Annotated in this window: 18 protein-coding genes; 11 read left to right on the top strand and 7 right to left on the bottom strand. The window is 63.3% G+C overall.

The window, feature by feature from the left end; all coding sequences use genetic code 11:
- Nucleotides 1–143: 143 nt before the first annotated feature.
- Nucleotides 144–1,298 carry a cysteine desulfurase family protein gene (locus tag ACEWE8_RS17705; protein ID WP_046785794.1) on the top strand — a complete coding sequence of 385 codons (1,155 nt, stop codon included), beginning with the start codon at nucleotides 144–146 and terminating at the stop codon, nucleotides 1,296–1,298.
- A 77-nt stretch (nucleotides 1,299–1,375) separates the two neighbouring features.
- Here the strand turns inward: ACEWE8_RS17705 and ACEWE8_RS17700 are convergent, their stop codons facing one another.
- Complete coding sequence (locus ACEWE8_RS17700; RefSeq protein ID WP_046785793.1) at nucleotides 1,376–2,029, bottom strand: oxygen-insensitive NAD(P)H-dependent nitroreductase NfsB; 654 nt, start codon at nucleotides 2,027–2,029, stop codon at nucleotides 1,376–1,378.
- 103 nt (nucleotides 2,030–2,132) lie between these two features.
- Between ACEWE8_RS17700 and ACEWE8_RS17695 the strand changes: the two genes are divergently transcribed.
- The 3 genes from ACEWE8_RS17695 (at nucleotide 2,133) to ACEWE8_RS17685 (ending at nucleotide 4,571) form a co-directional block, all read left to right on the top strand.
- On the top strand, nucleotides 2,133–3,023 hold the full coding sequence (locus tag ACEWE8_RS17695) for a LysR family transcriptional regulator (RefSeq protein WP_046785792.1): 891 nt from the start codon (nucleotides 2,133–2,135) through the stop codon (nucleotides 3,021–3,023).
- Between the two features lie 82 nt (nucleotides 3,024–3,105).
- On the top strand, nucleotides 3,106–3,936 hold the full coding sequence (locus ACEWE8_RS17690; RefSeq protein WP_046785791.1) for an AraC family transcriptional regulator: 831 nt from the start codon (nucleotides 3,106–3,108) through the stop codon (nucleotides 3,934–3,936).
- 50 nt (nucleotides 3,937–3,986) lie between these two features.
- A complete protein-coding gene (locus ACEWE8_RS17685) occupies nucleotides 3,987–4,571 on the top strand; it encodes a LysE family translocator (protein ID WP_046785790.1) in 585 nt (194 codons plus the stop codon).
- A 61-nt stretch (nucleotides 4,572–4,632) separates the two neighbouring features.
- Here the strand turns inward: ACEWE8_RS17685 and ACEWE8_RS17680 are convergent, their stop codons facing one another.
- On the bottom strand, nucleotides 4,633–5,832 hold the full coding sequence (locus ACEWE8_RS17680; RefSeq protein WP_046785789.1) for a sugar transporter: 1,200 nt from the start codon (nucleotides 5,830–5,832) through the stop codon (nucleotides 4,633–4,635).
- A gap of 220 nt (nucleotides 5,833–6,052) precedes the next feature.
- Complete coding sequence (gene calA, locus ACEWE8_RS17675; RefSeq protein WP_046785788.1) at nucleotides 6,053–7,105, bottom strand: vanillin reductase; 1,053 nt, start codon at nucleotides 7,103–7,105, stop codon at nucleotides 6,053–6,055.
- Between the two features lie 181 nt (nucleotides 7,106–7,286).
- Between calA and ACEWE8_RS17670 the strand changes: the two genes are divergently transcribed.
- Nucleotides 7,287–8,192, top strand: coding sequence for an AraC family transcriptional regulator (locus tag ACEWE8_RS17670; protein ID WP_046785787.1), 906 nt, complete (start codon nucleotides 7,287–7,289; stop codon nucleotides 8,190–8,192).
- Nucleotides 8,193–8,261: 69 nt separating this feature from the next.
- Here ACEWE8_RS17670 and thpR read toward each other — a convergent pair whose 3' ends face one another.
- Entirely contained in the window at nucleotides 8,262–8,807 is a 546-nt protein-coding gene (thpR, locus tag ACEWE8_RS17665) for an RNA 2',3'-cyclic phosphodiesterase (RefSeq protein ID WP_046785786.1), read from the bottom strand.
- 169 nt (nucleotides 8,808–8,976) lie between these two features.
- Between thpR and lpxO the strand changes: the two genes are divergently transcribed.
- From lpxO to ACEWE8_RS17645, 4 genes are all read left to right on the top strand, one after another.
- Complete coding sequence (gene lpxO / locus ACEWE8_RS17660; protein WP_046785785.1) at nucleotides 8,977–9,876, top strand: lipid A hydroxylase LpxO; 900 nt, start codon at nucleotides 8,977–8,979, stop codon at nucleotides 9,874–9,876.
- A gap of 24 nt (nucleotides 9,877–9,900) precedes the next feature.
- Nucleotides 9,901–10,470 carry a GNAT family N-acetyltransferase gene (locus ACEWE8_RS17655; protein WP_046785784.1) on the top strand — a complete coding sequence of 190 codons (570 nt, stop codon included), beginning with the start codon at nucleotides 9,901–9,903 and terminating at the stop codon, nucleotides 10,468–10,470.
- A 113-nt stretch (nucleotides 10,471–10,583) separates the two neighbouring features.
- Nucleotides 10,584–11,423, top strand: coding sequence for a glutathione-dependent disulfide-bond oxidoreductase (gene yghU, locus ACEWE8_RS17650; protein WP_046785783.1), 840 nt, complete (start codon nucleotides 10,584–10,586; stop codon nucleotides 11,421–11,423).
- Nucleotides 11,424–11,590: 167 nt separating this feature from the next.
- Nucleotides 11,591–13,294 carry an amidase gene (locus ACEWE8_RS17645; RefSeq protein ID WP_046785782.1) on the top strand — a complete coding sequence of 568 codons (1,704 nt, stop codon included), beginning with the start codon at nucleotides 11,591–11,593 and terminating at the stop codon, nucleotides 13,292–13,294.
- 118 nt (nucleotides 13,295–13,412) lie between these two features.
- Here the strand turns inward: ACEWE8_RS17645 and ACEWE8_RS17640 are convergent, their stop codons facing one another.
- Nucleotides 13,413–13,610 (bottom strand): hypothetical protein, encoded by a 198-nt coding sequence (locus ACEWE8_RS17640; RefSeq protein ID WP_052750417.1) that lies wholly within the window; start codon nucleotides 13,608–13,610, stop codon nucleotides 13,413–13,415.
- A gap of 20 nt (nucleotides 13,611–13,630) precedes the next feature.
- Here ACEWE8_RS17640 and ACEWE8_RS17635 point away from each other — a divergent pair, with 20 nt between their 5' ends.
- Nucleotides 13,631–14,011 (top strand): pyrroline-5-carboxylate reductase dimerization domain-containing protein, encoded by a 381-nt coding sequence (locus ACEWE8_RS17635; protein ID WP_052750416.1) that lies wholly within the window; start codon nucleotides 13,631–13,633, stop codon nucleotides 14,009–14,011.
- A gap of 26 nt (nucleotides 14,012–14,037) precedes the next feature.
- Here the strand turns inward: ACEWE8_RS17635 and ACEWE8_RS17630 are convergent, their stop codons facing one another.
- Nucleotides 14,038–14,547, bottom strand: a complete 510-nt coding sequence (locus tag ACEWE8_RS17630; protein ID WP_046785781.1) for a ProQ/FinO family protein — start codon at nucleotides 14,545–14,547, stop codon at nucleotides 14,038–14,040.
- A gap of 105 nt (nucleotides 14,548–14,652) precedes the next feature.
- On the bottom strand, nucleotides 14,653–16,035 hold the full coding sequence (locus ACEWE8_RS17625) for a PLP-dependent aminotransferase family protein (protein WP_046785780.1): 1,383 nt from the start codon (nucleotides 16,033–16,035) through the stop codon (nucleotides 14,653–14,655).
- A gap of 121 nt (nucleotides 16,036–16,156) precedes the next feature.
- On the opposite strand from ACEWE8_RS17625, the gene ACEWE8_RS17620 reads away from it, so the two are divergent.
- Nucleotides 16,157–16,463 (top strand): EamA family transporter (locus tag ACEWE8_RS17620; protein WP_395589338.1); only part of this gene is annotated, 307 nt, incomplete at its 3' end.

Genomic DNA, 16,463 nt, shown 5'->3' with positions numbered 1-16,463 from the left:
GCCTACGATCAACCGCCTTTGGAGAATATTTTTCTACAAAAACTGGTAAATCACGAAATCAAGGGCAAAAATTTTCGCAGCGCCGAGGGTACGCTTGCTGTCAGGATCGCCGAACCCGCGGCGACAGCGACGGACCCACCGCCATGCCCAGCTCCCCACTCTATTTCGACTACGCCGCCACCACACCGGTAGACGAGCGCGTCATCGAAACCATGCTCACCTGCCTCGGCCGCCAGGTGAACTTCGGCAACCCCGCCTCCTCCGGTCACGCCTACGGCCAGAGCGCCCGCGAAGCCGTCGAGCAAGCTCGCCAGCAAGTGGCCGACTGCGTCGGGGCGAGCGCGCAGGACCTGGTCTGGACATCGGGCGCCACCGAGTCCAACAACCTTGCACTCAAAGGCATCGCCCAGGGCATGGGCCAGCCAGGCCACCTGATTACCAGTCAGCTCGAGCACAAGGCCGTGCTCGATACCGTCAGCGAACTGGAGCGCCAAGGGTGGGCAGTCACGCGCTTGGCACCGGATGCTGCCGGCCTGATTCAACCCTATGACGTACAAGCGGCCCTGCGCGACGATACCCGCCTGGTGTCACTGATGGCGGTCAACAACGAACTGGGCACCGTCACCGATTTCGCTGCCATTGGCGAACGTGTGCGCGCCCATGGCGCCCTGCTGCACGTGGATGCAGCCCAGGCGGTGGGCAAGCTGGCCATCGATTTGCGGGCGATGGCGGTAGACTTGATGTCGTTTTCTGCCCACAAGGTCTATGGGCCAAAAGGCATCGGTGCGTTGTATGTCGGGGCTCGCGCACGCGCCCTGATGCGTGCGCAGATTCACGGTGGTGGCCATGAGCGCGGGCTGCGCTCAGGCACCCTGCCTACCCATCAGATCGTTGGCATGGGCAGCGCCTTCGCCTTGGCCGGTCAGCCTGGCGACAGCGAGCACCAGCGCATCGAGCGGCTTGCCAGGCGGCTGCGCGAGGGGCTGCTGGCAGTGCCAGGGGTCAAGCTTAACGGCTGCGCCGACCAGCGCATTGCGCATACCTTGAACCTGTGTATCGAGGCCCCGGGCTTCAACAGCATGGCGCTGGCCGGTGAGCTGGCGCTGTCGACCACCTCGGCGTGCAATTCGGCGAGCCACGCGCCGTCGCATGTGCTGCTGGCGTTGGGGCTGGATGAGGCGCAGGCGCGCAAAAGCGTGCGCATGAGCATCGGGCGGTTTACCAGCGAAGCCGAGGTGGAAAAGGCGATCGAGGTGTTTGAACGCACAGTTGCGGGCGCTTCACCGGCCTTGTGGTGAACCCGGGCTTTACCGCCTGCTGAACCGGCCTCTTTGCGGGCAGGGCCGCGAAGAGGCCGGTACTGACGACGCTTGCCTTAAAGGAAGGTAAATACTTTCGCAACCGGCAAGCGCGATTTGTTCAGCCCGGCATTGAAGTCCGACTCGCTGCGATAACCCAGGCTCAGCAGCACCACACTGGTGTAACCCTGCTCACGCAGGCCCAGTTCGGCATCCATGATCTTGCTGTCGAAACCTTCGATCGGCGTCGCGTCCAGGCCATGGGCGGCAGCGCCGAGCAACGCAGTGCCCAGGGCCAGGTAGGTCTGCTTCTCCATCCAGTGCTGCAGGTCTTTCTGATCGTAGCGGTGCAGGTTCACATAATGGCGACGGCTCTGGTTCTGGCCGGCACGGGCCTGATCGTCGCGAAAACGTCCGTCAGCCGCTTCCTGGTCGAGCACGGCGTCCAGGTGTGCTTCGGTCATGTCGGTGCGGGTGCAGAACACGATCACATGGGAAGCATCGAGGATCTTCGGCGTGTTGTAGGCAAAACCGTCCAGCGTGCTCTTGGCCAGACGTGCCTTGCCCTCGGCGCTGTCGGCCACGATGAAGTGCCATGGCTGCGAATTGACCGAGGATGGGCTGTGGCGCAGCTGCTCGAGCAAGGCGTCGATGGTGGCCTGAGGGATCTTGCGGGCAGCATCGTACGCCTTGGTGGTGTAGCGGCGCTTGGCCAGAGAAACGGTATCCATGTTGCAACTCCTTAAGCGGAACGGGACGTGTGGCGCATATTATCTTTCCTGCAAACCAGAAAAAGCGGCAAAATGCAGCAACACTTTCACCCATGGAGTGAAAATGCTCCGCATCGCCGACCTCGAACTGTTCGTGCGCAGCAGCGTACTGGGAAGTTTCACCGCCGCTGCCCACGAGGCAGACCTGCTGCCCGGGCAGGTCGCAGCCGCCATCAAACGCCTGGAGCGCGACCTGGACGTGCGCCTGTTCGCACGTACCACCCGCAGCCTGCGCCTGACAGCCGAGGGTGAGCTGTACCTGCCCACCGCGCTCAGCGTGCTGCAGAGCCTGCGCCAGGGCCGCGATAACCTGCACGGCGCGCACAGCACCCTGCGTGGGGTGCTGCAGGTGTCGGCGCCCTCGGACCTTGGCCGCAACATCCTGCTGCCGTGGTTGAGTGATTTTCGCCGTGAGCATCCTGAGCTGACCCTGCGGCTGCACCTGTCCGACCACGTTGCCGACCTGTTCCGCGACCCGGTGGACGTGGCCATACGCTATGGCCTGAACGAAGAAGCCAACTACATCGCCCTGCCCCTGGCACCGTGGAATCGCCGCGTGCTGGTGGCCTCGCCGGCCTACCTGGCGCGTCATGGGCGGCCGCAGACGCTGGATGACTTGCAGCAGCACGCGTGCCTGCTTTACCTGCAACAGGGGCGAACCTACGACAAGTGGCGGCTGGGCAACCGTACCGTGCAGGTGAGCGGCCCGCTGTTCAGCGACGATGCCGATGTGGTGCGGCGCTGGGCCGTGCTCGGCGAGGGCATTGCCTACAAGTCGTGGCTGGATGTCAGCGCCAATGTGGCGACTGGCGAACTGGAAGTGCTGCTGCCGGAGCACCCGGGCGAACTGAGCCCGGTAACCCTGGTATGCCCACACCGCAAGCAGCTGTCGCCTGCGGTATCGCAGTTGCACCTGTGGCTGCGGGAGCGTTTCGCGGCACAGCAGCCGCACTGAAGCCTGCGGTGCACAATTGTTCTAAACGCAGGTGGGGTTCTGCGTTAAGGTGAACTGCCCTACCCTCTGCAGCCTCGCAGCCATGCCCGACTGGATCGACCTCAAGCAAGACGCCGACACCGGCATCGAGTCGGTGCGTGCGCATTTCGTTGGCCACGCCTACGACCCGCACTGGCACGAGAGCTTTCTGGTCGGGGTCACCGAGCAGGGGGTGCAGCAGTTCAATTGCCGCCGTACACGCCATCACAGCACGCCCGGGCAGGTGTTTCTGCTCGAGCCAGGCGACATTCACGACGGCGATGCGCCAACGGCGGAAGGCTTTACCTATTCGACCCTGTACCTGGAGCCGACGTGGCTTGAGGCCGAGCTGCGCGTGCTGTTCGAGCAGGCGCCCAGTGACAGCCTGCCAAGCTTCGCCGATACGCTGTGCGATGATCGCCAGCTTGCCCGCGCAACTACCCTCGCCTTTCAGGCGGTGCATGGTGGCGAAATGCGCATCGTGCGGCAAACCGCCACCGATGACCTGCTCAGTTGCCTCACCGGCCACCTGCACTGGCGCAAGCGCTTGAACCCCGACCCGCGCCTGCCGCTGACGGCACAGCGGGCGCGCGACTTCCTGCATGCCCACCTCGACCAGGACATCGGCCTGGACGACCTGGCACTGGCCTGCGGCGTGGACCGCTTCCGCCTGACCCGTGCGTTCAAGGCCGCCTTCGGCCTGGCGCCGCACGCCTATCTGATCCAGCTGCGCCTGGCCCGTGCCCGGCGTTTGCTTGCCCAAGGCCAGACACCGACCGAAGTGGCCATGGCGCTCGGCTTTGCTGACCAGAGCCACCTGGGGCGCTGGTTTCGCCGTGCCTACCGGCTCACCCCAGCGGACTACCGGCGCCGCTGCTCAAACCTTCCAGACTGACACGCAGCAATCGCCGAGCATGGTGCCCTGTTCAACAGGAGCCGTTCACCATGTCGCATTCGTTGTTGCCGTTCATGCTCTTCGCCCTGGTCGCCAGTATCAGCCCCGGGCCTACCAACCTGCTGATCCTTGCCCATGGCGCACGGCAGGGCCTGCGCGCAAGCGTGGCGCCGATCCTGGCGGGTTGCGGCGCGGCGGCAGCGGTCGTGTTGCTGGTCGGCCTGGGGCTTGGTGATTTGCTGGTGCGTCACCCGCTGGCCCAGCAGGTGATGAGCTGGACCGGAGTGCTGTGGTTGAGCTGGCTGGCGTGGCGCATTTTGCGCAGCGCGGGGCAGCCCCTGGATGTCAGCGCAGCCAAGCCTTTCGACGCCCTCAGCGCAGCGTCGCTGCAAGTGGTGAACCCGAAAGTGTGGATGATGGCAGTGGCGGTGATCGGCGTGTTTGCCGCGCCGTCGCTGCCGGTGTGGCAATTGGCACTGGTGTTTTTATTGATCGCCCTGCCGTGCATGACGGCCTGGGCACTGTTGGGGGTAGGCAGTGCGCGCTGGCTGCAGGCGCCGGGGCGGTTGCTATGGTTCAACCGGGGGTTGGCGGGCATGTTGCTGGTGTCAGCCTGGGCTGCACTGCTTGGCTGAGTTGAAGGTGGGCTGTACCGGCCCTGTCGGCAGCTGCCGACGATAGGGCCGGTAACGTCAATCAATGACTCAGGGCCTCGCGAAAGCGCCGGGTACTGGCCATTGCCAGCAGCAAGCCGACCACCGCCACACTGCCGCCGGCCCACCCGACAGAGGCCACCCCCATCTGGCTGCTGACGATACTGCCCAGCAACGCCCCACCGCCAATGCCGATGTTATAGATGCCCGAGAACAGCGCCATCGCCACGTCCGTGGCATCGGACGCCAGCTTCAGGGTCTTGGACTGCAGCGACAGGCTGAAGCTCAGGATCGCGACTCCCCAGAACATGCTCAGCCCGGCAAACAGATAGAAGTTGCTCGCCAGCGGCAACAGCAGCAGCAGGCAAGCCGCCAGCAAGCCGATCGAGCCTACCAGCAGGCCATGCGGAAAGTGGTCGCTGTAGCGGCTGAACAGCACCGAGCCAAACACCCCTGCACCGCCGAACAGCAGCAGCAACAACGTGATGCGCTCACCACTGATCTGTGCCACCTGCAGGGCAAACGGCTCAATGTAGCTGTACGCCGTGAATTGCGCAGTGATCACCAGGGTCACCAACACATACGTGATCACCAGTGCAGGGCGTTTGAACAGGATCGGCAAGCTGCGCAGTGAACCGGAGTTCTGGCTGGGCAGCAGCGGCAGCGATTTCATCAGGCAAAGCATGGTGGCCAGCGCCACTCCGGCAATGCTGAGGAAGGTGACCCGCCAGCCCAGCGCCTCGCCCACCACGCGCCCCAGCGGGATGCCCAGGACCATTGCCAGGGTCGTACCGGTAGCCAGCAAGCCCAACGCCTTCGCCTGCTGGCCTGGCGGCGCCACACGCACCGCCAGCGAGGCGGTGATGGACCAGAACACGGCATGCGCCAGGGCGATGCCGATGCGGCTCAGCAGCAGCATGGCAAAACTTTGCGACAGCCACGACAGCAGGTGGCTGACCACGAACACCAAAAACACGAACAACAGCAGGCGCCGACGCTCGATGTTGCGCGTGAGCAGCATCATCGGCAGCGAGGCCAAGGCCACCACCCAGGCATAAATGGTCAGCATCAGGCCGACCTGAGCGGTGCTCATGTCGAAACTGCGGCCGATGTCGCTGAGCAGCGCCACCGGGACGAACTCAGTGGTGTTGAAGATGAAAGCCGCAAGGGCCAGGGCGATCACACTCAGCCAGCTGCCGCCACCGGTGGTTGGCGCAAGGTTGGTGGGGACAGGTCCGTTCATGGGGCGAATTCTATTCTCCGCAGGCAAGGCGAAAGGACGCGCGTCAGGGGCCAAGTATCGGCCGCGCTGAGGCACGGGTTTGTTATTGGAGGGAATGCCGGCATGGTACGCGTCAACAGCGCGCCTCACAACCAGACGCGCAGACGTGCGCAGGGGAATGGGCGTTGCCCCCAGACCAGATCGCCCATCTGGTCTGGGGGCAACGCCTGGCTGGGATGGGTCAGCCCTGCAGCGTCGCCATGTCGATGACAAAACGGTACTTCACATCACCGGCGATCATGCGCTCGTAAGCCTGGTTGATATTGCGGATATCCAGCATCTCGATATCGCAACGGATATCGTGCTCGGCACAGAAATCCAGCACTTCCTGGGTCTGGGCGATACCACCAATCAGCGAGCCGGCCAGCACTCGGCGCTTCATCACCAGGTTGGCTGCGTGCAGCGCCGGGTCGATCGGCTCGATCAGGCCCACCAGGATATGCACGCCATCGAACTTCAGGGTCTCCAGGTACGGGTTCAGATCGTGCTGCACCGGAATGGTGTCGAGCAGGAAATCGAAGCGGCCGGCAGCGGCGCGCATCTGCTCGGCATCGGTGGACACGATCACATGGTCGGCGCCTTGGCGACGGGCTTCCTCGGCCTTGGCCTGCGAGCGGGTGAACAGGGTCACTTCAGCGCCCAACGCCTTGGCCAGCTTGATACCCATGTGCCCCAGGCCGCCCATGCCAAGGATGCCGACCTTGTGGCCAGGGCCGACGCCATGGTGCTTGAGCGGCGAGTAGGTGGTGATACCGGCGCAGAGAATCGGCGCCGCGCTGGGCAGGTCCATGCCGTCCGGGATGCGCACCACAAAGTGCTCGCTGACCACGATGCTGCTGGAGTAACCGCCCATGGTATTGCTGCCATCGACCCGGTCCGGGGTGGCGTAGGTCATGGTCGGGCCTTCCAGGCAGTATTGCTCCAGGTCCTTGGCACAGGCCTTGCAGTGGCGGCAGGAATCGACCATGCAGCCAACGCCGACCAGGTCACCGACCTTGTGCGCCGATACCTTCTCGCCCACCGCAGTGACGCGGCCGACGATCTCGTGCCCGGGCATCAGCGGGTACACGGCAATGCCCCACTCATTGCGGGCCTGATGGATGTCGGAGTGGCAAACGCCACAGTAGAGGATCTCGATGGCGACATCGTCCGGGCGCGGGCTGCGACGCTCGAAGGTCATGGGTGCCAAGGGGCTGGTCGGGGTTTGGGCGGCGTAACCGATAGCAGTGTACATACAAGACCTCAGGTGAAAGTGAAACGATTCAGTCGATACATTTTCCGCATCCTCGCCCTCCCCGGCCACAGCAGATCCTCCGAGGTGAATGCCTGATTCTCCGAACCTGGCCAGAGCCACCTGGCGCCAAGCCTCAAATCTGAGATGATGCAAGTGTCTGATTCTCTGCCCATGGTCCATCATGCAACTGACCCGCCACGTCGACGCCAACGCCACGCTGTGCGCCCTGATCCGCAGCCTGGCCACACGCCCGGGCTTCGTGCCCACTCATCTGCCACAGGTCCAGGTTTTGAGCTGGGACCATTACGTGGCCAGCAGCCCGCAGATCTACGAGCCCAGCCTGATGATCCTGGCCCAGGGCAGCAAGCTGGCGCGCCTTGGCCCGCGCACCCTGGAGTACGGCGCCGGGCATTACCTGGTGCAGGCGCTGTCGGTGCCGTTCATGTGCGAAACCTTCGCCACCGCCGAAGCGCCGTTGCTGGGCGTGGCTGTGGACATCGACCGTGGCGTGCTGGGTGAACTGGTACAGAGCATGGCCCTGTCGCCTGACCCCGCAGTGCAGGCGCAGACACCGCAGTCGATGACCTCGGCAGCGCTGAATGTGCCCATGCGCGAATGCGTCGAGCGGCTGTTACGCTGCCTGCAGGACCCGATAGACGCCAAGGTGCTCGGGCCGGCGCGGGTGCGCGAGGTTCTGTACACCGCACTGCGTGGGCCCCAGGCCGGGGTGTTGCGGGCGCTGGTCGAGCAGCAGGGGCACTTCGCGCGCATCGGCGCCGCCCTTGCTCACCTGCGTGAACACTACACCGAGCCGCTGAGTGTCGAGGCGTTGGCAGCGCGGGCGAACATGAGCGTGTCGACCTTCCACGAGCACTTCAAGCGCTGCACCGACATGGCGCCGATGCAGTACCTCAAGCGCCTGCGGCTGCTCAAGGCGCAACAGATGCTGATCGGCGAAGGCCTTGGCGTGGCGCAGGCGGCGCACCGGGTGGGTTACCAGAGCACCTCACAGTTCAGCCGCGAGTACAAACGCCAGTTTGCCCGTAGCCCGGGAGATGAGCATGCCTATCAGAGTTTGCCTGCATGACTGTACGCGGCGGCAAGCGGGCCCAGCCCCGGCCTCTCGACCAAGGCATCAATGCGCGCTGAACCCGCTTCACGCCGTCAAAGGCCACTGCGCCAGCGGCAGGTACTGGCCTTTGCGCGACTCGTAGAGCGCGAAGTACCGGGCGGCGATGAAGAAGTCGGGCGCCACGCTGGCCTCGGGCGCCTGGCCGCGAAAGTCCCGTGACAGGGTCAGGTGCGGCCGGTACTCACGGGCCTGCTCGGCAAAGCCCATGGGCAGCAGTGCCTGCTGCAGCCCATAGGCCAGCTGGCGCAGCGCAGCCGGGGCCTGCTGCGGCTCGAGCACCAGCACGTTTGCCCGCGGCCAGACCTTGAGCTGATCGAGCAGCAGGCGCAGGGGGGCATCAGGGCGCGCCAGGTTGTCCACCGCAGCGCAAATCGCAGGTACCTGCGCTGCATCCACATCGCCTAGAAACATCAGGGTCAGGTGGAAGTTCGCACTGGGCACCGGTTTGCCACTACGCAGCTGGAGGCCACGCCGCCACTGGGCTATCGCACGCTGCTGGGCGTCGGTTACCGGCAGGGCGAAAAACAGCCGTTTGAAGGGGGCGCCACTGCGGCGCGGGTCCTGAACCATGCGTGCTCCTTTACCTTAAACGTTTGCGCAAACTGCGGCCATTACACCTTGGTCGGCCGCAAATCTCGCCAACCTCGGTACAAACTATCTGTACAAACTCCCCCCATGATTGTTTATGCTGGCGGGCTTATGCCATGGCGCATGGCCATTTTTCGACAAGTAATCGTCCATGAAAATTGCACTCGTACTGATCTTTGCCCTCTCGATCGCCTATGTTCATCTGCGCGGTCGGGTACGCCACAAGCTCACCCGCCAATTGGGTGACCACTCCAGTTTCCTGGCCCCGGTCAACAGCTTCCTTTACCTGTTCTCCAGGCACCCGGCCAAACCCTATCTGCCGGTAGAAGCGTTCCCCGAACTGCAGCCGCTCAAGGACCACTGGCAGGAAATCCGCCAGGAGGCCCAGCAGTTGCTGCATGTGGGCGAGATCAAGAAGTCCGATAATTACGACGACGTTGGCTTCAACTCCTTCTTCAAGACCGGCTGGAAGCGCTTCTACCTGAAATGGTACGGCGAAAGCCACCCGTCTGCGATGAACCTGTGCCCGCGCACCACCGAGTTGCTGCAGGGCATCGGCACGGTCAAGGCAGCCATGTTCGCGACCCTGCCGCCGGGCGCCAAGCTGGTGCGCCACCGCGACCCTTATGCCGGCTCCTATCGCTACCACCTGGGCCTTGACACACCGAACGACGATGGCTGCTACATCGATGTGGATGGCGAGAAGTATTCCTGGCGTGACGGCGAAGCCGTGGTGTTCGACGAGACCTACATCCACTACGCCGCCAACACCACCGAGCACAACCGGATCATTCTGTTCTGCGACATCGAGCGCCCGCTGAAATACCGCTGGGCGACTGCGTTCAACCGCTGGTTCAGCCGCAATGTGATGGCTGCCGCGGCAGCGCCGAACAATGCCAATGACAAGACTGGCGGCATCAACCGCCTGTTCACCCGGATCTACAAGATTCGTGAACGGGGCAAGGCACTGAAAAAACGCAACCGCATGCGCTACTACCTGGAGAAGTGGCTGGTGGTGGCGGCCTTGGTGCTGGCCTTCATCTATATCTGAGCAGGCCGGGAGCCTTTTGCCGCCATGATCCACATCCGCCCCATGACGCCCGAGGACTTCGAGCGTTTCTGGCCCACCTTCCAGGCCGTTGTCCAGGCCCGCGAAACCTACGCCTACGACCCTGCCCTGAGCTTCGAACAGGCACTCCAGCTATGGCTGGAGCTGCCTTTGCACACGCTGGTGGCCGAGCAGGACGGTGAGTTGCTGGGGGCATACTACCTCAAGGCCAATGCCGCCGGCCCCGGTGCCCATGTTGGCAATTGCGGCTACATGGTCGCCGAAGCCGCCCGTGGTCGCGGCGTGGCCAGGCTGATGTGCGAACACTCACAGAAACTGGCGCGTCAGGAAGGCTTCCTGGCGCTGCAGTTCAACTCGGTGGTGGCCAGCAATGAAGTGGCCGTGGCGCTATGGCACAAACTGGGCTTCGAGACCGTCGGCCGCTTGCCCAAGGCTTACCGCCACGCCCGCCTGGGCCTGGTGGACTGCCTGGTGATGTACAAATGGCTGGCCGACGAGCCGGTAGTGGAAAAACCGCCGCTGCTGATTGGCCGCAAGAACATCGAGGCGCGCGTGTCGCGGCGGCGTGGCCGCTAAACGCGTTGATACCCTGGCCCGCGCCACCGGATTTGCACTTTTCTGCGAACCCGTGGCATAGATGCGGGTCAACGCCTGTATGTGACCATCTGCGCCACTCAAGGAGCCCCTGCATGAGCAAGTCCCCCTATGTTCCGCCCAAGGTCTGGCGCAATGAGTCAGCCTCTGGCGGCCAGTTCGCCAGTATCAACCGCCCGATCGCCGGCCCTACCCACGACAAGGCGCTGCCTGTCGGCAAGCACCCGTTGCAGCTGTACTCGCTGGCAACCCCCAACGGCGTGAAAGTCACCATCCTTCTTGAAGAACTGCTGGCCCTGGGCCACAGCGGCGCCGAGTACGACGCCTGGTTGATCCGCATCGGCGAAGGCGACCAGTTCTCCAGCGGGTTCGTTGAGGTCAACCCCAACTCGAAGATCCCCGCCCTGCTCGATCGCAGCGTCGAGCCACCGGTTCGGGTATTCGAATCGGGTTCGATCCTGCTGTACCTGGCCGAGAAATTCGCAGCCTTCCTGCCCACCGGTGCGGCCGCGCGTACCGAAACCCTGAACTGGCTGTTCTGGCAGATGGGTTCGGCGCCTTATCTGGGTGGGGGCTTTGGCCACTTCTACGTGTATGCCCCGGAAAAGTTCGAATACGCCATCAACCGGTTCACCATGGAAGCCAAGCGCCAGCTGGACGTGCTTGAGCGGCGCCTTGCGCAAAGCCGCTACCTGGGTGGCGATGAGTACAGCATCGCCGATATCGCCGTGTGGCCGTGGTATGGCCAACTGGTACGCGGCAACCTGTATGGCGCAGCAGAGTTCCTTGCCGTGCATGAATACCCGCAGGTGCAGCGCTGGGCCGAAGAAATCGCGCAGCGGCCGGCCGTGCAGCGGGGCACCCGGGTCAACCGCACCTGGGGAGATGAAGCCAGCCAGGTGCCCGAGCGCCATTGGGCGGCAGATCTGGATTAAGCGCGTATGGGCCGCCAAGCGGCCCTTTGCCCAGCAAGCCGGCAGCCGAGGGGCCCGACAATGCCCCGCTGCAAAAATCCATTTGCCCCCGCGCAAACCTGCTTCCGCCCAGCCCTTCTTGTACACTCCTCGCAAAAGCCCCCACCTGCACAAATTTTGGTGAAAGCATGATCGAGGTAACCGAGGTTTCCATTGCCGAGCTGCGCGACGCGCTCGAAAAGGGCCGCACGACGGCGGTCGAGCTGGTCAAGGCCTACCTGGCGCGCATCGACGCCTACGATGGAGCCGATACCCCCACCGCGCTGAACGCGGTGGTAGTCCGCAATCCAGAGGCGCTCAAGGAGGCCGAGGCTTCCGACGCGCGCCGCGCCCGTGGCGAACTGCTCGGCCCGCTCGATGGCATCCCTTACACCGCCAAGGACAGCTACCTGGTCAAGGGCCTGACCGCTGCATCCGGCAGCCCGGCATTCAAAGACCTGGTGGCCCAGCGCGACGCGTTCACCGTCGAGCGCCTGCGCGCCGGCGGCGCCATCTGCCTGGGCAAGACCAACATGCCGCCCATGGCCAACGGTGGCATGCAGCGCGGCGTCTACGGCCGTGCCGAAAGCCCGTACAACGCCAACTACCTGACCGCACCGTTCGCCTCCGGCTCATCCAACGGTGCCGGCACCGCCACCGCTGCCAGCTTCAGCGCCTTCGGCCTGGCCGAGGAAACCTGGTCCAGTGGCCGTGGCCCGGCCTCTAACAACGGCCTGTGCGCCTACACCCCTTCGCGCGGGGTCATTTCGGTACGCGGCAACTGGCCGCTGACACCGACCATGGACGTGGTAGTGCCCTACGCCCGCACCATGGCCGACCTGCTGGAAGTGCTGGATGTGGTGGTTGCCGACGATGCCGACAAGCGTGGCGACCTCTGGCGCCTGCAACCTTGGGTGCCAATCCCGGCCGCCTCTTCGGTACGCCCGGCGTCCTACCTGGACCTGGCGGTTGACGCCAGCGCGCTCAAGGGCAAGCGTTTCGGCGTACCGCGCATGTACATCAACGCCGACCCCGAGGCCGGTACGTCCGAGAAACCTGGCATCGGTGGCCCGACCGGCCAGCGCATCAACACCCGTGCCACAGTCATCGACCTGTGGCAACAGGCGCGCCAGGCCTTGGAAGCAGCGGGCGCTGAAGTGGTTGAAGTGGACTTCCCACTGGTCTCCAACTGCGAAGGCGATCGGCCCGGCGCACCGACCGTTTACAACCGCGGTATCGTCAGCAAGGCGTTCCTGCATGACGAGCTGTGGGAACTGTCCGGCTGGGGCTTCGACGACTTCCTGCGTGCCAACAACGACCCCAAGCTCAACCGCCTGGCCGATGTCGACGGCCCGCAGATCTTCCCCCACGACCCAGGCACCCTGCCCAACCGTGAGGACGATCTGGCTGCCGGCATGGACGAATACGTCAACATGGCCAAACGCGGCCTGAAGCGCTGGGACCAGATCGAAACCCTGCCCGACGGCCTGCGCGGGCTGGAAAAGACTCGCAAGCTGGACCTGGAAGACTGGATGGACGCCCAAGGCCTCGATGCGGTGCTGTTCCCGACCGTGGCCGACGTTGGCCCGGCCGATGCCGACGTGAACCCGGCCTCGGCGGACATCGCATGGAGCAACGGCATCTGGGTAGCCAACGGCAACCTCGCCATCCGCCACCTGGGCGTACCGACCGTCACCGTGCCAATGGGCGTGATGGCTGACATCGGCATGCCGGTGGGGCTGACCTTCGCCGGGCGTGCCTACAGCGACAATGCGCTGTTGAGTTTTGCGGCAGCCTTCGAAGCGACCGGCTCACGCCGCATGATCCCGCCACGGACACCGGCGCTGGGGTGATGGTCGCCTGACAGGCCAATTTCTTGCGCACCCTTGAGATCGAGCGCCGCACAGGCGCTCGATTTGCGCAGCACCGCAAACCGCAGGTCAGCCCCCAACGACCACACAAGCTTCAGAACTACTTCTCGATACAAAAGCTCGCCACCAATCGACGCAACTCCCCCGAACGCCCATCCAGCTTTTCACACACTCCCAACGTCTGCTCTTGGCCCGCCTGCACATGCTGATTGAGCGTGACGATTTCGCCCACTTCGCGACTGATTGACCCGACCACCGCACGTTGCTGATCCGTGGCGGCAGCGACGGACTGGTTCATGTCAAAACCTGCGCGAGCGGGTGACTCGGCTGTTCGAAGCGGTCGGCAGCGCCAGTTGGGTGGAGCACGAGGGCCTGCTGGATACCGTGACGGCGTTGTCCGGCAGCGGCCCTACCTACTACCACCTGTTCAGCGAAGCCCTCGCCGCCGCAGGTGTAGCGTTGGGCCTGAGCCCGGAACTGGCAAGGCCCCTGGCAGCGCAGACAGCGCTGGGTGCCGCGACGCTGCAAACCCAGCCAGGCGCAGACTTTGTAGAGTTGCGCACCGCAGTCACCTCGCCCAATGGCACCACGGCGGCGGCGATCGCCTCGTTTGAACAGAATGAGGGCTTGCGTCGGCTGGTCGACGCTGCCATGCAGGCCGCACATTCCCGTTCACAAGCACTCTCACGCGAGTCCTGAAAGCCCTGGGCAGCGGGCGACCGGCCTCAGTCGGTAATCTGCTCTGCTGTGCTATCGGCGGTAGAGGCCGGGGCACTCGCTTCTGACTTCACACGCTTGCGTCGGCCCTGGCTACGTTGGCGCGAAGCTTGTTGCTTGGCATGCAGCGCCTGAGCGGCGGTCACAATGCCAGACGGTTGCCCATTCAAGTCCAGGCGCGGCGCATTCTCCACCATGGCTGCCCAGTATCGAGCTCCCCGGCACCAGGTAGAAATACCCAGCTTGAGCTGCTCGCGGGTCAAGCCGAGCAGTTCGAGGTGCTGCTCGGCATCCTTGAAAATACCCTCCTTGAGCGGCACCTTGGGCGCCGGATTGACGGGGAAGGCCAAGGGAAAATGCTTCTGCAAGGGCCAGATCGCTTGCACTGCCGGATCAAGGTCGCGAGGCTTCGCCTGCGGGGAAGGCTTGCGCTTGGGGTGTTTCCCACCGTCAGCCTTTACCTGCTCTTTTTCCGACCTGAGACGGTCACGTAGCTCTGCTAGTTGTTCAAAACCCATCGTTCAATTCACTGCTTCGAAGTTGATTGCGTGGCGTAAGGATATGCCATGCACGCCTTGAAAGCAGCTAGAACAGGATGAGTCGCCGCTGGATCGGTCCCGCGGCTAAGCATTCAGAGCCCGTTTCAACACTTCGTAGATCTTGCTGTCGCCAGATTGAGCGACGTTGAAACGCAGAAAATCTCCCGCAGTCATGGACTGGCTGAAAGCATTTCCGGGCGCGAGCACCACTGCGTCCTTCAAACAAGCTCTGGCCAGCGTCGCTGCATCCTTACCCTGAGGGAGTTGGCACCACACGTACATGCCTGCCTGGGGAACCATCCAAGGCTTGATACCAATCGCCTGAAGCCTCGCTACTGTTTTGCCCATTTCCTGGGCTAACCTGAAGCGGACACCTTCCATGTGCTTTCGGTACCCGCTATCGGTAATAGCTTGATGAACGATGTCCGCAGCCATGCGCCCACCCCCGAATGTGGTCGCAATCTTGAGGTCGACCAGGCTCTCGATCCACTCCCTGCGCGAAGCGATGTAGCCGCATCTGATTGAAGCGGAGATGGTCTTGGAAAAACTACCGATTTGGATCACACGAGCGAGGCCATCGAAGGCAGACAGTCGTGGCGCGGGGGTATTCTCGAAATCGGCGAAGATGTCGTCCTCGACAATTACCAGGCTGGAGGTGTCGGCCAGCTTTAGCAGCCTGTGTGCTGTGACTGGTGACAAGGTGGCCCCGGTCGGGTTGTGGATGCCGGAGTTCGTTATGTACAACCGCGGCGCGTGCTCGCGCAGGGCAGCGCCGAACGCCTCGATGTCTGGACCCGTTACGGTGTAGGGGACTCCGACGATGTTCACCCTATGTGCTTTGAGTAATGCGTGAAAATTGAAATAACAGGGATCGTCGACCAGGACAGTGTCACCCGGTTGCAGCAGAAAACGGCAAATCAGGTCGATAGCATGAGTGCCGGACTCAGTGAGCATGATCTGTTCCAGAGGGGCTTCGATACCAACGCCTGCCAGTCGTCGCGACAAGAATTGCCTGAGAGGCGGATGCCCAAGCGGTGAAGCGTACTCAGTCAGTTTCAAAGTGTCAGAACGCGCAACCATTCGAAGAGCTTTACGCAAGCCTGCTTCGTACAGCCAGGATGCGGGCAGCCACCCGCATCCTGGTTTCAACGCATCACTGGTAGTTTCCAGAGACTGGCGCGAGATCCAAAGCGGGTCGACATCACGATCAAGTTTGGGGCCGAGCTCGGTCAGTGCCAATGGCGCAGCTGGCCCAGCCACGTAAAAGCCGGAGCCAGGGCGTGCGCTAAGTACACCTTCTGCGGTTAACCGTTCATAAGCCTCCAGGACGGTAGAAACCGATACTTGCATGCTCTGAGCCATTGCGCGAACTGAAGGAATTCTCGCACCTGGTGTGTAGCTTCGAGAGGCTATCCTGGCCTGGACCTCCCCCATCACAGCTCGGATTCGCGTTCCGTCCCGTTTCATCGCACCCTCAACTGTGCTGGATTCATATGCATAACAGTTCGGTTGAATTGTAGTGGAGTGTACATGGCCTTGGTGAGCCCGTCAGTGATGTACTGAGCCCTGGCTTATCGAGGACGCACCGATGGAAAAAACAACAAGCGGATGGATAAACGGCTTCATAGGCGTCGCCATCTTTGCCGGCTCGTTGCCGGCCACCCGCGTGGCAGTGACGGCCTTCGAGCCTACGTTTCTGACATGTGCCAGGGCAACCATTGCCGCGCTGTTGGGTGCGCTGTTCTTGATCGTGCTACGCCAGCCGCGACCCAAGCGCGGTGACCTGTCGTCACTGGCTGTAACAGCGCTTGGCGTCGTTATCGGTTTTCCGCTGCTGACGGCACTGGCCCTACAGCACGTCACTTCTGCCCATTCCATCGTTTTTGTCGGGCTGC

It is taken from the genome of Pseudomonas sp. TR47 (assembly GCF_044143025.1).
Classification (GTDB): domain Bacteria; phylum Pseudomonadota; class Gammaproteobacteria; order Pseudomonadales; family Pseudomonadaceae; genus Aquipseudomonas; species Aquipseudomonas putida_E.
This window is presented reverse-complemented; position numbering and strand designations above follow the sequence as displayed.